General features: G+C 61.4%; 12 protein-coding genes. 8 read left to right on the forward strand and 4 right to left on the reverse strand.

Translation table 11 applies throughout. The features are described from left to right. Positions 1-7 precede the first annotated feature (7 nt). The 6 genes from FHX16_RS04285 (at position 8) to lpxK (ending at position 5,824) form a co-directional block, all read left to right on the forward strand. The gene (locus tag FHX16_RS04285) at positions 8-1,354 is read left to right on the forward strand and encodes a TldD/PmbA family protein (protein ID WP_183860021.1); all 1,347 of its coding nucleotides are present in this window, start codon (positions 8-10) and stop codon (positions 1,352-1,354) included. Positions 1,355-1,371: 17 nt separating this feature from the next. Then, positions 1,372-2,181: a 3'(2'),5'-bisphosphate nucleotidase CysQ gene (locus tag FHX16_RS04290; protein WP_183860019.1), complete on the forward strand. Its 810-nt coding sequence runs from the start codon at positions 1,372-1,374 to the stop codon at positions 2,179-2,181. Positions 2,182-2,242: 61 nt separating this feature from the next. Beyond that, positions 2,243-2,488 (forward strand): DUF4170 domain-containing protein, encoded by a 246-nt coding sequence (locus FHX16_RS04295; protein ID WP_113571286.1) that lies wholly within the window; start codon positions 2,243-2,245, stop codon positions 2,486-2,488. A gap of 141 nt (positions 2,489-2,629) precedes the next feature. After that, on the forward strand, positions 2,630-3,949 hold the full coding sequence (waaA, locus tag FHX16_RS04300; RefSeq protein WP_183860017.1) for a lipid IV(A) 3-deoxy-D-manno-octulosonic acid transferase: 1,320 nt from the start codon (positions 2,630-2,632) through the stop codon (positions 3,947-3,949). Between the two features lie 14 nt (positions 3,950-3,963). Then, positions 3,964-4,677, forward strand: a complete 714-nt coding sequence (locus FHX16_RS04305; RefSeq protein WP_183860015.1) for an HAD family hydrolase — start codon at positions 3,964-3,966, stop codon at positions 4,675-4,677. 106 nt (positions 4,678-4,783) lie between these two features. Then, positions 4,784-5,824 (forward strand): tetraacyldisaccharide 4'-kinase, encoded by a 1,041-nt coding sequence (gene lpxK / locus FHX16_RS04310; RefSeq protein ID WP_183860013.1) that lies wholly within the window; start codon positions 4,784-4,786, stop codon positions 5,822-5,824. A gap of 43 nt (positions 5,825-5,867) precedes the next feature. Here lpxK and FHX16_RS04315 read toward each other — a convergent pair whose 3' ends face one another. Both FHX16_RS04315 and mutL read right to left on the reverse strand, forming a co-directional pair. Continuing rightward, the gene (locus FHX16_RS04315; protein WP_007530431.1) at positions 5,868-6,098 is read right to left on the reverse strand and encodes a DUF2093 domain-containing protein; all 231 of its coding nucleotides are present in this window, start codon (positions 6,096-6,098) and stop codon (positions 5,868-5,870) included. A gap of 69 nt (positions 6,099-6,167) precedes the next feature. Beyond that, positions 6,168-7,982: a DNA mismatch repair endonuclease MutL gene (gene mutL / locus FHX16_RS04320; protein ID WP_259126615.1), complete on the reverse strand. Its 1,815-nt coding sequence runs from the start codon at positions 7,980-7,982 to the stop codon at positions 6,168-6,170. A 177-nt stretch (positions 7,983-8,159) separates the two neighbouring features. On the opposite strand from mutL, the gene FHX16_RS04325 reads away from it, so the two are divergent. Together FHX16_RS04325 and FHX16_RS04330 are read left to right on the forward strand one after the other, a co-directional pair. Further along, positions 8,160-9,881 carry a response regulator gene (locus FHX16_RS04325; protein WP_183860009.1) on the forward strand — a complete coding sequence of 574 codons (1,722 nt, stop codon included), beginning with the start codon at positions 8,160-8,162 and terminating at the stop codon, positions 9,879-9,881. Between the two features lie 176 nt (positions 9,882-10,057). Continuing rightward, positions 10,058-11,359: a bifunctional diguanylate cyclase/phosphodiesterase gene (locus FHX16_RS04330; protein WP_246712550.1), complete on the forward strand. Its 1,302-nt coding sequence runs from the start codon at positions 10,058-10,060 to the stop codon at positions 11,357-11,359. Positions 11,360-11,418: 59 nt separating this feature from the next. On the opposite strand, the gene FHX16_RS04335 is transcribed toward FHX16_RS04330, so the two are convergent. Continuing rightward, a complete protein-coding gene (locus tag FHX16_RS04335; RefSeq protein WP_259126617.1) occupies positions 11,419-12,036 on the reverse strand; it encodes a PRC-barrel domain-containing protein in 618 nt (205 codons plus the stop codon). Between the two features lie 252 nt (positions 12,037-12,288). After that, a complete protein-coding gene (locus FHX16_RS04340) occupies positions 12,289-13,176 on the reverse strand; it encodes an SMP-30/gluconolactonase/LRE family protein (RefSeq protein WP_183860005.1) in 888 nt (295 codons plus the stop codon). Between the last annotated feature and the right edge of the window lie 4 nt (positions 13,177-13,180).

Raw genomic sequence — 13,180 nt, forward strand, 5'->3', positions numbered from 1 at the left:
CCAAATCATGTCCTCAGAAATCGACTCCTCGACGCTTCTTTCCCGCGCAAGCCAATTGATCGACCTGGCAAAAAAAGCTGGGGCCGACGCTGCTGATGCGGTGGTCGTGCGCTCTCGTTCGCAATCGGTCAGCGTGCGCCTCGGCAAGGTCGAGGGCACAGAGTCGTCGGAAAGCGACGACTTCGCGTTGCGCGTCTTCATCGGCAAGCGCGTTGCCAGCGTCTCCGCAAATCCGGGCTTCGATCTGACTGCTCTCGCCGAACGTGCGGTGGCGATGGCCAAGGTGTCACCGGAAGATCCCTTCGCCTGCCTGGCTGATGAAGACAAGCTGGCGAAATCCTATCCGGACCTCGAGCTTCTCGACACAACCGAGGTGTCTTCCGACCAACTTCGCGAGGCTGCGCTCGAGGCGGAGGCCGCGGCGCTTGCCGTCAAGGGGGTCACCAATTCGTCGGGTGCCGGTGCTTCGGCCGGGATGGGCGGTCTCGTGCTCGTCACCTCCCACGGTTTCGAGGGCAGCTACATGGGCTCGCGCTTCGGCCGCTCCGTCAGCGTCATTGCTGGCGAAGGCACGGGCATGGAGCGTGACTACGATTTCGACAGCCGAATCTATTTCGGCGAGCTGGACGATGCCTCCGAAATCGGCCGCAGGGCAGGCGAGCGAACCGTCAAGCGCGTCAACCCGCGGCAGGTTGATACGGGCAAGGACATCACCGTCGTTTTTGATCCCCGCGTCGCCCGCGGCTTCGTCGGGCACATCGCCGGGGCGATCAATGGCGCTTCCGTTGCGCGCAAGACCAGCTTTCTGCGCGACAAGATGGGCCAGCAGGTCTTGAAGTCGGGGCTCACGATTTCCGATGATCCGCTGATCGTCCGCGGCCCGTCGTCCCGACCCTTCGATGGCGAGGGCATCTCCGGCGAGCGGCTCTTGATGATCGAGGACGGCATCCTCAAGCACTGGTTTCTCTCGACCTCGACCGGCCGCGAGATCGGCATGGAGACCAACGGGCGCGGCGTGCGTGGCGGAAATTCGGTGACGCCATCGGCGACGAATCTTGCGCTCGAGCCGGGCGACATCTCGCCGGAAGATCTGATCCGCAGCGTTGGCAATGGCTTCTATGTGACCGAGCTGATCGGTCAGGGCGTCAACATGATCACCGGCGAATATAGCCGCGGGGCGACCGGCTTCTGGATCGAGAATGGCGAGCTGACCTTTGCCGTCTCCGAAGTGACGATCGCTTCGAACCTCAAGGACATGTTCATGCGGGTGACACCAGCAAACGACATCGACCGCAAGTACGGTGTCGCCGCTCCGACGCTTGCGATCGAAGGAATGACGCTCGCCGGGCGCTGATGGATTGGATTGCTGACATGACTGACGTGGACACAGCCCTCTGGCGGAGCGATCTGGAATTGATCGCCGATGCCGCCAGGCAAGCCGGTCGTGTCGCACTCGGCTATTTCAATCAATCGCCTGAAGTCTGGTGGAAGAACGAGGGGCGATCACCCGTCAGTGCTGCCGACTTCGCCGCCAACCAAAAGCTTGAATCGCTTCTCCGCGTCGCTAGGCCGGACTATGGTTGGCTGTCCGAAGAGACCGACGACGACGCCGAGCGCCTGTCGAGGGAGACACTGTTCATTATTGATCCGATCGACGGCACGCGCGCGTTCTTGGCCGGCCTGGATCTATGGTGCGTCAGTGTCGCGGTGGTGCGCCACGGGCGGCCCGTTGCCGGCGTTCTCTACGCTCCCGCCTTGGACGAGCTTTACGAGGCTATCGCAGGCGGCGTGGCTTTGAAGAACGGCAGGCCGATCACGGTATCGACAGCAAGCGTCGATACGCCCGGGCGCTTTGCCATCGCCGAAGATGTCCTGGCGACGTTCCCCGAGCGCCTCAAGCATCGCATTGAGCGCGTCAAGTACGTACCGTCGCTGGCTTATCGCATTGCCATGGTTGCAGACGGTCGGATTGAAGGCACCTTCATCAAACACAATTCGCACGATTGGGATCTCGCAGCGGCCGACTTGATACTCGAGCGCGCCGGCGGCCAGCTGGTCGATCTCCACGGCGGCGCACCGCTCTATAACCGGACCAGAGTCAGCCACGACGAACTTTGTGCCGCAGCCGCGCCGCGGCTCGCCGACCTCCTGACCGGGATTGGTGAACGACGAGGCAGTTGACGTTTCCGTCAAAATCCCTCAGATGATGCGGCGGAGGAGATTAGAGCAGAAAGAGAAGAAAATGACGGAATCCGGTGGCAAAAAGCAGCTCTTGCATCTCGTATTCGGCGGCGAACTGGAAAGCTTGGACGATGTTCAGTTCAGGGACCTGAAGGACCTCGATATCGTCGGCATTTTTCCGGACTATGCCACGGCCCTGACGGCCTGGAAGGCAAAGGCGCAGTCGACTGTGGATAACGCGCACATGCGCTATTTCATCGTCCACATGCACCGCTTGCTCGACCCGGAAAGCAAGTCCGCGCAGTAACCCTCCCGCGGTCGCGGTCTAAAGGCCGCGAACCGACCGACTGCTGCCTGACGCATTCTGGACAAACTGATTGGCCATTGCGGCCGCAACAATAATTGGGAATGGGTTTATGTCGATCATTTGTGATCGGAGAATTGGCAGATGAGCGGTCGCATGGCGCGATTTGCGCTGGGCGCCTATCAGGCAACGGGAACGTTACTGACACCGTTCGTCGGCGGATACCTTGCCTATCGGGCGGCGAAGGGCAAGGAAGATCGTGCGCGCCGTTTGGAACGCACTGGCTATGCCAGTGCCGACCGTCCGGCTGGACCGCTGGTCTGGTTCCATGCTGCGAGCGTCGGCGAAACCAATGCCGTCATCCCGCTGATCCGCGAAATTCGCCGTCGCGACATTCACGTCATTCTGACGACGGGGACGATGACCTCCGCCAAGCTTGCCGCGGAGCGTCTTGGTGAAGAGGCGATCCACCAATATGTGCCGCTCGACCTGAAGCCGGCCGTCAGCCGCTTCCTCGAATACTGGCAGCCTGACTGCGCGCTGATTGCCGAATCCGAAATCTGGCCGGCGACGATGATGGAACTCGGACGCCGCCGCATTCCGCAGATCCTCGTCAACGCCCGCATGTCCGACCGCTCCTTCGCACGATGGAGCCGGCGTCCGGCGCTTGCCGAGGCTCTGTTTGAGAACCTGGCGCTGGTCATTGCCCAGTCGGATGTCGATGCCGAGCGCTTCCGGGATCTGGGTGCGCGCCACGTCATGATGTCGGGGAACCTCAAGGTGGATACCGACGCTCCGCCTTATGATGCTGCCGTGTTCGCCGGTTACAAGAAGCAGCTCGGCGAACGCAAGACCTGGGCGGCAATCTCCACCTTTGACGGGGAGGAAAAGGCGGCGGGCGTCGTTCATCGTGTTCTCAGAGAACGAAACGGGCAATTGACGATCATCGTCCCGCGCCATCCGGAACGGGCTGACGAGGTCGAAGCCGAGCTCGTCAACCTGGGCCTCAAGGTGGCCCGCCGGACGCGCGGCGATGCGCTTTCTCCTGACGTTGATGTGTTCCTCGGAGATACCATCGGCGAAATGGGTCTGTACCTGCGCCTGACCGAGGTTGCCTTCGTCGGTCGCTCGTTGTTTGCCGAGGGTGGCCAAAATCCGTTGGAGCCGGCGATGCTGGGCTGCGCGGTCCTGTCCGGCAGCAACGTGCAGAATTTCCGTGAAGCCTATCAGAAGCTGGCGCGCCGTGGCAGCGCACGCATGGTGCGCGATACCGAGATGCTCGCCAAGGGCGTCCACTATTTGCTCACCAACGACGAGGCGCGTCGCAAGATGATCGAGGCCGGGGTCGGCGCCGTGCAAGAAATGCGCGGTGCACTGACGGCAACGGTCAAAGGCCTGGAGCCCTACATCAATCCGCTGACGGTGAAGGCGAGGCTGCTGCCGAAGGCAGCTGTACAACGCTGAGTGCGGGAGCGGACATGAAGGCGATCAAGGGAATCCTCTTCGACAAGGATGGTACGCTGCTCGATTACGACGAGAGCTGGCTGCCGGTGAATCGCGAGCTGGCACGGATCGCCGCAGAAGGCGATGTCGAACTGGCCGACCGGCTGCTTCTGGCCTGTGGTATGGATCCAGTTACAGGCCACATTATTCCCGATAGCCTGCTCGCGGCCGGCAACACGCGCCAGATCTCGGAAGGACTGATCGCGGCCGGATCGAAGCTCGACGTGATCGAGCTGACGATCAAGTTGGATGAGCTCTTTTCTCATGCCGCCGAGTTTTCCGTTGCGGTCACCGATCTCGCAGCGTTCTTCAGTCGCCTGCATTCCCGTGGCTTTCGGCTCGGCGTTGCCTCGAGCGACAACGAGCGCTCGATCAGACAGACCGCCCTGCGCTTTGGCTTTGCGCCCTTCATTGACTATGTGGCCGGATACGACAGCGGCTTCGGCACCAAGCCGGAGCCGGGAATGGTGCTTGGTTTCTGCGCGGCGACCGGCCTCGACGCCTCCGAAGTTGCCGTTGTCGGCGACAACAACCACGACCTGCACATGGGCCGCAACGCCAAGGCCGGCATCACCGTGGCCGTGCTGACCGGTACCGGATCGCGAGAATCGCTAGCCGCCGCATCCGACTACTGCCTGAACGACATCACCGAGCTGGAGCGGCTGCTGCCCGACCTTCAGCTTGCCTGATTGACCAAGGGCTTGCTTTTTCTTGAAAATTGCCCTCTCTTTTCGCCCGGTTAAGGACAAGATCCGCCAGCATGATGCTCGGCGTCCAAAGGGCAGGACGGGAAGAATGGTATCCGAAGCGCCGCCGTTTTGGTGGTCGAAAGCCGATTGGCGTGCCTGGACGCTCTATCCGATTTCCTTTCTGTATGGGCGTATCGCTGGCTATCGCATGGCCAATGCGAAGCGCGCCTCGGTCCCGGTGCCGGTTATCTGCGTCGGTAATTTCACCGTCGGGGGTGCCGGCAAGACGCCGACGGCACTGACGATCGCCCGTGCGGCAAAGGCAAAGGGCCTGAAGCCCGGCTTCCTCAGCCGTGGCTATGGCGGCTCGCTTGATGTCACGACGGTGGTCGATCCGGCCCATCACCGTGCGCTTGCCGTCGGTGACGAACCTCTGCTTCTCGCTCGGGAAGCGTTGACGGTGATTTCCCGGCGCCGCGTCGAAGGTGCCCAGCGCCTCGTCAAGGAAGGTGTCGACCTGATCATCATGGATGATGGCTTCCAGAGCGCACGGCTAGCGATCGACTACGCGCTGTTGGTCATCGATGCCACGCGCGGCCTAGGCAACGGTCATACCGTTCCGGGCGGTCCCGTGCGCGCTCCCATCCGTCAGCAACTGCGCTATGCCACCGCGCTTTTGAAGGTCGGCGCCGGCGAGGCAGCCGACAACATTGTCCGGATCGCTGCACGCGCTGCCAAGCCCTATTTCACCGCTTCGCTGAAAGTGTGCGATAGCACCGAACTGTCCGGCCGGAACGTACTGGCCTTTGCGGGGATTGCTGACCCGTCGAAATTCTTCCGCACGGTCGAATCTGTCGGCGCGCATGTCGCGGCTCGCCGCTCGTTTGGTGATCATGAGCATCTGACTGATGACGAGGTCGACGACATCCTCTCGACAGCAGAGCGCGAAGGTCTTCAGATCGTCACGACGTCCAAGGATTTCGTCCGTCTCGCCGGACATCATGGCAAAGCCGAGGAGCTTGCCGCCAAATGCCGGGTGATCGAGGTGGAAATGGCCTTTGCGGATGCGCTGGCACCGGGGCTCATAATCGACCGCGCGATCAACACCTGTAGAGACCGGCGCCTAAAGGAAGGCCGCAAGGCCTAAGAGGCGCGGCAGGCGCGACCGCGGTCGTGTGTTGCGCCTGTGTTTAACGCTTCTGGTTGGGCAAAACGCCAGCACGCTTGTCTGCCTCCAGCGAAGCCACGGCATCGGCGTATGGCTCCTGGCGCGCAACACTCCAGTAGCGCAACTCATCGAGCGGGATTTGTTTGCCGGTAATCGCACAGACAACATAGGATCCCGGCGACAGGATCTGAAAATCCGCATCGAGATAGCGTATCTGCGCTTCGCGGTTTCCATTTCCTTCGAACAAGTTCATGCGCTCCGTTTCCTTACAGGCTGTAACAGGCCCTGCCATAACGCGCCGCCGCGGCCATTTCCAGCTTTTTCAACTGCGGCCGAACAATCGCTCGATATCCGATAGCTTGAGCTCGATATAGGTCGGGCGTCCGTGATTGCACTGCCCGGAGCCGGGAGTGACTTCCATTTGGCGCAGCAGTGCGTTCATTTCCTCCGGCCGTAGTCGCCGTCCCGAACGCACGGATCCATGGCAGGCCATCGTCGCGGCCACATATTCGAGCTTCGCCGACAGACCGGACGCGGTATCCCATTCGGCTATCTCGTCAGCCAACTGCCGCACAAGTCCCACGGCGTCCACCTCGCCGAGCATGGCGGGCGTTTCACGCACCGCGATGGCACCGGGGCCGAAGCGTTCGATCGCCAATCCGAGTTCGCCGAACTCGGTCGCGAACTGCATCAGCCGGTCGCAATCCTCTTCGGGCAGATCGACGATTTCGGGGATGAGGAGAACCTGCGAGGCAAGCCGCTTTGAGTGCAGCGCCTTGCGCATCGTCTCGAACACCAACCGTTCATGCGCGGCGTGCTGATCGACGATGACGAGGCCGTCATCCGTCTGCGCCACGATGTAGTTTTCGTGGATCTGCGCCCGGGCGGCACCCAGCGGATAGCGCAGCGGTGGTTCCTCCGGCGCGACCGGCGTTCTCGCGGTCGGCGCGGTGTCGCCGCGTGCCGTTGGCGTCACGAGGCCGTCGAAGGAAGCCTGCGGACGTTCGCCGAAGGCGCTGGTCGCGGGCTGATAGAAGGGGCGCGAGGGCGATGTCGCCACCGACCATGGCTGTTGCGGCCGCTGCGCGCCCGGCTGGAAGCCGGGCCGGAAAGAGCGCAGCATCCCGTCCGCACCGGTCGTCGCTGCACGGCTACCGTCGCGCGCCAGCGCTTCGCGCACGGCGCCGACGATCAGGCCGCGCACCAGTTGCGGGTCGCGAAAGCGCACGTCTGATTTTGCCGGATGCACGTTGACATCGACAAGTGCTGGATCAAGCCGGATCGACAACACCGCAACAGGATACCGGCCCGTGGGGATCGTTTCGGCATAGGCGCCGCGGATCGCGGACAGGATGAGCTTGTCCTGCACCGGACGCCCGTTGACGAACGCGTATTGATGGGCCGAGTTGCCGCGGTTGAAGGTCGGCACACCGGTGAAGCCGGTGAGCGATATGCCTTCGCGCTCGGCGTCGATTTCTATGGCGTTGTCGCGGAAGTCCTTGCCGAGGATCTGTGCCATGCGCGCCAGATGGTCATCACCTGTCGCCGGTAACTCCAGCGTCGTGCGGTCCGTTCCGGAAAGCACGAAGCGCACGCCCGGAAAGGCGATTGCCATACGCTTGACGACCTCAGTGATCGCCGCAGCCTCGGCCTTTTCGGTCTTCAGGAATTTCAGGCGGGCCGGCGTCGCAAAGAAGAGATCGCGAACCTCGACGATCGTGCCCGGATTGCCGGGCGATGGACGCAGATGGGTAATTCTGCCGCCCTCGATGGCAATCTCGTTGCCGCCGGCGCTGTCCCGGCGGCGGCTGGAAATGCTGAGCCGCGCGACCGACCCGATCGATGGCAGCGCCTCGCCGCGAAAACCGAGCGTTCGGATGTCGTCCAGCGTATCGGAGATCTTGGAGGTGCAATGCCGACGCACGGCAAGCTCAAGGTCGGCAACATCCATGCCGGAGCCATTGTCCGAAACCCGCAACAGGCCCTTGCCGCCGCCCGACGTTGCCACCTCGATGCGCGTGGCGCCTGCGTCGAGGGCGTTCTCGATCAACTCCTTGGCAGCGCTCGCCGGCCGCTCGATGACCTCGCCGGCGGCGATTTGGTTGATGAGTGTTTCTGAAAGCTGTCTGATGGCCATGCGCCTATTCTCTTGGATTCGCGGCACAGAGGGAAGGGTGAAAGCGCTGGCCGGATGCTGTTCTGCACGCTCCAATTCGGGCTGCTTAACGTTAAGCGCGCCTTAAGACAAAGCTGCCATTTTGCAACTTGCTTCCGAGGAGTGGGTTTCAATCGGACAGATGTGGGACGCGTAAGAATGAGTGCCGGCTCCGAAAAGGCGGACGCATCATCCGTGAGTAATGAAATGCCGGCTGATATCAGCCTGCAGACGGCTCTGTTTGACGCGGTTTGCGAGAGCCTCGGCGCGGCTTTCATCGTCTACGACAAGACCGACCAAATGATCTTCGCGAGCCGTCAGGTGCTCGATTTCTTTCCGGTATCGGCGACCGTGCTGAAGCCGGGAACGCGGTTGCGAGACTTCCTGGGTGCGATCTACGACACCGGCATCCGTACGCAGTCGAGCGGCAAGCAGGGATCGCTGAGCCGTGAGGACTGGCTGTCCCAGAAGATCGCCTCGCATTGGCGCGAGCGGTTCGAGGCGGTCGAGCGCCACGGCACCGATCGCTGGATTCGGTTTGGCAAGCGGCGCCTTGCGAGCGGCTACGGTGTCTGCGTCATCCAGGACATCTCCGAAGACAAGAAACGGGAGGAACAGTGGCGCTCCGATCTCGAGCGTGTGCAGCTTACCGAGGACATCCTCGATAACCTGCCATTTCCGCTCTTCGTCAAGGATCGCAACCTGAATTACGTCGCCGTCAACATCGCCTTCTGCGAAAAGTACCAGACGACGGTCGATGAGGTACTCGGTCGCAAGAGCAGCGACCTGTTCTCCGAGGAGGTCGCCCAGCGTTTCGAAGAAAGCGACCGCCATGTTCTGGACACCGGTGAAATGTCGATTTCCCGCCAGCGGCAGGTCGCGCGCGACGGCGTGGAACGCGACATCGTTACGCGCAAGCACCGCATCGGCAAGCCGGGGCGCTATTTCCTCGTCTCGACCATGCAGGACCTGCCGCGAGACGGCGCCGATCTCGATGAGTTCAGGTTCGCATCGAGCGTCATGACCTCGAGCAAGAATTCCTATCGACGCGCCTATGTTCCGATGAATGGCAGCGGCGAGCGGCGCGAACCGGCGGCCATGGAAGCGATCGTTCCGGAGAACTTCTCCGGCCGCAAGATCCTGGTGGTGACGTCGGATGTCGTGGCTGAAGCCGCAGCCTTGCGCACGCTTGCGAAATACGGCTTCGAGGCGTGCTCGGTGCGTGGCGAGGACGAACAGGAGCACTTCCTGGAAATCGCGAGCTCGTCCGGCATCTCGCTCGACCTGCTGGTGATCGACAACCAGCTGGGGATGCGTTGCCTGGAGCTCGCCGAACAGTATGGCATTCCGGTGCTCGTCATGGACGGCTTCCAGCTCGCCAACGAGCTCACCTTCCAGATCGCTCGGCATTTCAATCGCAGCAATCGTGGTCAGCTCGCTGAAAGCATCGACACCGATTGGGAGTTCACCACCGTCGAGGAAGCAAATGCGCTTGACGTGCTCGTTGCGGAAGACAACGACATCAACCAGATCGTCTTTTCGCAGATCCTCGAGGGTCTCGGCTACCGCTACCTGATTGCCCCAAGCGGCGACGAGGCGGTTCGCCTGTGGACCGAGCACCGGCCGAAAATCATCCTGATGGACATCTCGCTGCCGGGCTTCAACGGTTTCGAGGCGGCGCGGCTGATCCGCCAGACAGAAGAAGGCGGCAGTTCGAGAACGCCGATCGTCGGTGTTCTTACCCAGGCTTTCGAGCGCGACCGCGCCGAATGTGCAAAGGCCGGGATGGACGACGTGATCATGAAGCCGGTAAGCCCCGATATTCTTCAGGGGATCTTTCAGAAGTATCTTGCCGAGGATGTGCGGCAGGTCGCCATGTGACGACAAAGCTCGTCAACTCCCTAAATGTGGGGACGGTACACGGTTTCAATGCGGCCGTTCCACTATCGAATTCTTAAGACTTGCCCGCCATCCTTCCAGCGTGTGCAGTCTGGGTCTGAGTGATGATGTCGGCTGAAATGCCTCTGGTGCCCGTAAGTCAGAATGAGCTTCAGACCATGGCCTATACCGACCCGCTGACCGGGCTCGGTAACCGCTACCGTATGCGTGATCGGGTTGCCCAGATTTCTGCGGAACGCGCCAGCGATCCCGCGCCCTTCACGATCGGCATCGCCAATCTCGATTCCTTCAAACCGATCAACGATCTCTTCGGCGCATCGGCGGGCGACGAAATTCTCTGCCAGGTCGCCCATCGGCTGAAAGCCTGCATTCCCGATGGCGCGCTGGTCACGCGTCACGACGGCGACGAATTTGCCTTTGTGCTGCCTCTGGTGTTCGAGCGGGCCAGCGCCGAGAAATTCGGCCAGATGATCCGCGAGGTGCTTTCGGCACCCTATGATCTCGGCGACCGCAACGTCCGGCTTTCGGCATCCTTCGGCTTTGCGATTTACCCCTTTGCCGGCGAGGAGTTCGAGGAGCTGCTGAAGAGCGCAGAGACGGCGCTTTATCGCTCCAAGCGCCGCGGCCGTGGCCAGATCACCGTCTATTCCCGCGAGATCGTCCAGGAAATGAAGCGCGCGACGCAGTTGGAGCAGGCGCTGCGCAATGCCATCATCTCCGACGCGATCGATGTGCATTTTCAGCCGATCGTTGCGCTCTCCAACAGCCAGGTCGTCGGCTTTGAAGCCTTGGCGCGCTGGAACGATCCTGATCTGGGCTTCGTATCGCCAGGCGTCTTCGTTCCGCTCGCGGAAGAACGCGGTTTCATCGACGCACTATCAGAGGCATTGCTGCGCAAGGCCGCGGAAGCGGCCCTTTCCTGGCCACGCGAACTCTTCCTCTCCTTCAACCTTTCCTCGGCGCAGCTGATGGATCCGGGTACGAGTAGCAGCGTCCTGTCGATCCTCGGCCGGGTTGGTTTCGACCCGCACCGGCTGGAACTGGAGATCACCGAGACCGCCGTGATGGGCTCGGCCGATACGGCAAACCGCATCATCGCCGACCTGCGCCAGGCAGGCGTCCGTATCTCGTTGGATGATTTCGGAACTGGCCAGTCGAGCCTTGGTCGCCTGCGCGACTTCATGTTCGACAAGATCAAGATCGATCGCGCCTTCGTGTCGCGCATCAATTCCGACCGTGCCTCCGAGCACATCATCAAGGCGATCCTTGCCATGTGCGAAGGCCTCGACCTTGAAGTGGTCGCCGAAGGGATCGAGGACTATTCGGAAGCCGTCAAGTTGCGTTCGCTTGGTTGCGGCATGGGGCAGGGCTATCACTTCGGCAAGCCTGCCGACAGTATCGCGACGCTTCGCTTCCTGCACGAAAACTATTACGATACGGCTGACCGCGTCAGCGCCTGAAACGCCGATGGCGCCCCGTCGGACGCCATCGGTTACGCTGTACTCACTGCGCAGTATTCTTACTTGTTCGTTGTCGAACCCGTCGCCGTGGTGTCTGTTGAGCCCGGTGCTGGAGCCTTCTCGGCGGCGAGCATCTGCAGCGTTTTGAATTCCGGAGCCGCCTTCAGCGTTTCCGCGGTTTCGGAGGTTGTCAGCTTGACGCTGCCGTCCTGCGTGTTTTGAGCAACGGTGATCTTATCCATCGGAACGGCGACATTCTTCTCGCCGACGCCGAGGAAGCCGCCGACGCCAACAATTGCGGCAACTAGACCGCCGTCTTTCTTCATGATGAGGTCGTTGACGTTACCGATGCTTTCGTTTTGGCCGTTATAGACCGACTGGCCGATATAGGTGTTGGCGCTAATCTGGTCTGCAGCCTGCTCGGTCAGGTACCCGCCGCCCGCTTGCGCAGTGTCGGTCGTGGCGGCCGGTGCTGGCGCCTGAGCCGCGTCACCTGCCGGGGCCGGAGCTGTGACATCCGGGACCTTCGGCGGAGCAGTCGGATCGCTCGGCGCTGCCTGCGTTGTCGGGGCGCTCGGATCAGCCGGCTGGGTCGAGCTCTGCGAGAATGCCGCCGGTGCGAAAGCCGTGGCAAACAAGGCACCAGCGGCAACGGTTGTGAGGAGTTTGCGTGTCATTTCGAACCTACCTTTTCAGTTCAAATAGTGATCTCTAGCCCGTGTCCCGCCAGCTTGCGCAGGCGGTAGCCACCGGCCGGCTCCCTTTTGAAATGAATGGCATTTCTATTGGTTCCCGAAAAAAATCGCGCAAAAATTGCTAATTTTGCGGAACTTTTAGCGAAAATGCTACAGGCATCTCAGCTATCAAATGAATCGAAAACAAAAAGGGCGCCCGCGGAGGACGCCCTGGTGACTTCGACGTGTGTCGCGTCAGATCGCGTAAACGGGATCAAAAATCCCCTTCACCGTGACCTCTAGCTCGAGCAGCGAACCGGCCTGCGGTTGCATGGACCGCGCGTCGTCATCCAGTCCCTCCCATGCCGTGGTGACGGCAAGCCGATCGCCATTCTTCCCGATGAAAGCGGGACAGGAGGGCTGGGCGGCGGGTACCTTGTAGCGGGAGATGCGCAGTCCATCCGGGCTGTATCGATCAACGGCGCCCGCACCCCACCGCGCATTCCAGATGTATCCGTCGGCGTCGACGACCGAACCGTCGAGTCCACCCGGCTCATCCATAGTATCCACCAGCACAATCGGCTCCCCGGTCGGCAGACCCGTCTGCGGATCAACCATCACCCTCATCAGGCGGCTGAGGCGTGTGTCGGTGAAGTAGCCAATCGTGCCGTCCGGCGAAAAGCAGATTGAATTCGGAATGCTGATGCCGTCGAAGATCCTGGTCACGCGACCACCGGCCACGTGATAGATGGCGCCCGCGCGATTTTCCGCGCGCTTGCTCATCGTGCCGATCCACAATGCACCGGAAGAATGTGTACGGCCGTCGTTCGAGCGGTTATCCAGATTGTCGTTTTCGAGGGCCGCATAAAAGGTGAGATTGCCGCTCTTGGTATCACGAATGAAAAGACCCTGTTCGGTGGCAAGCAACTGCCGCCCAGCATCTATGCGAGCGAGCACGCTCGCCATCATCGGCAGTGCGTGCACTTTCTTCTCCTCGGTGGAGAGGTTCAGTTCGTGCAACTCCTTGCCGATGATATTGAACCACCAGACCGTGTTCGTGTCCGGATCGTAGGTGGGGCCTTCTCCAAGCACGGAGTTGGTGCTGCAAAGGGTCTTGCCTGCGAACTCGTGAATTTCCGTCATACGC

Source organism: Rhizobium sp. BK661, from assembly GCF_024808825.1.
Classification (GTDB): Bacteria; Pseudomonadota; Alphaproteobacteria; order Rhizobiales; family Rhizobiaceae; genus Rhizobium.

Excerpts from the sequence above, each read along its gene's own strand:
- FHX16_RS04285 (WP_183860021.1), top strand. The coding sequence starts at position 8 with ATGTCCTCAGAAATCGACTCCTCGACGCTTCTTTCCCGCGCAAGCCAA.
- FHX16_RS04290 (WP_183860019.1), top strand. The coding sequence starts at position 1,372 with ATGACTGACGTGGACACAGCCCTCTGGCGGAGCGATCTGGAATTGATC.
- FHX16_RS04295 (WP_113571286.1), top strand. The coding sequence starts at position 2,243 with ATGACGGAATCCGGTGGCAAAAAGCAGCTCTTGCATCTCGTATTCGGC.
- waaA (WP_183860017.1), top strand. The coding sequence starts at position 2,630 with ATGAGCGGTCGCATGGCGCGATTTGCGCTGGGCGCCTATCAGGCAACG.
- FHX16_RS04305 (WP_183860015.1), top strand. The coding sequence starts at position 3,964 with ATGAAGGCGATCAAGGGAATCCTCTTCGACAAGGATGGTACGCTGCTC.
- lpxK (WP_183860013.1), top strand. The coding sequence starts at position 4,784 with ATGGTATCCGAAGCGCCGCCGTTTTGGTGGTCGAAAGCCGATTGGCGT.
- FHX16_RS04315 (WP_007530431.1), bottom strand. The coding sequence starts at position 6,098 with ATGAACTTGTTCGAAGGAAATGGAAACCGCGAAGCGCAGATACGCTAT.
- mutL (WP_259126615.1), bottom strand. The coding sequence starts at position 7,982 with ATGGCCATCAGACAGCTTTCAGAAACACTCATCAACCAAATCGCCGCC.
- FHX16_RS04325 (WP_183860009.1), top strand. The coding sequence starts at position 8,160 with ATGAGTGCCGGCTCCGAAAAGGCGGACGCATCATCCGTGAGTAATGAA.
- FHX16_RS04330 (WP_246712550.1), top strand. The coding sequence starts at position 10,058 with ATGGCCTATACCGACCCGCTGACCGGGCTCGGTAACCGCTACCGTATG.
- FHX16_RS04335 (WP_259126617.1), bottom strand. The coding sequence starts at position 12,036 with ATGACACGCAAACTCCTCACAACCGTTGCCGCTGGTGCCTTGTTTGCC.
- FHX16_RS04340 (WP_183860005.1), bottom strand. The coding sequence starts at position 13,176 with ATGACGGAAATTCACGAGTTCGCAGGCAAGACCCTTTGCAGCACCAAC.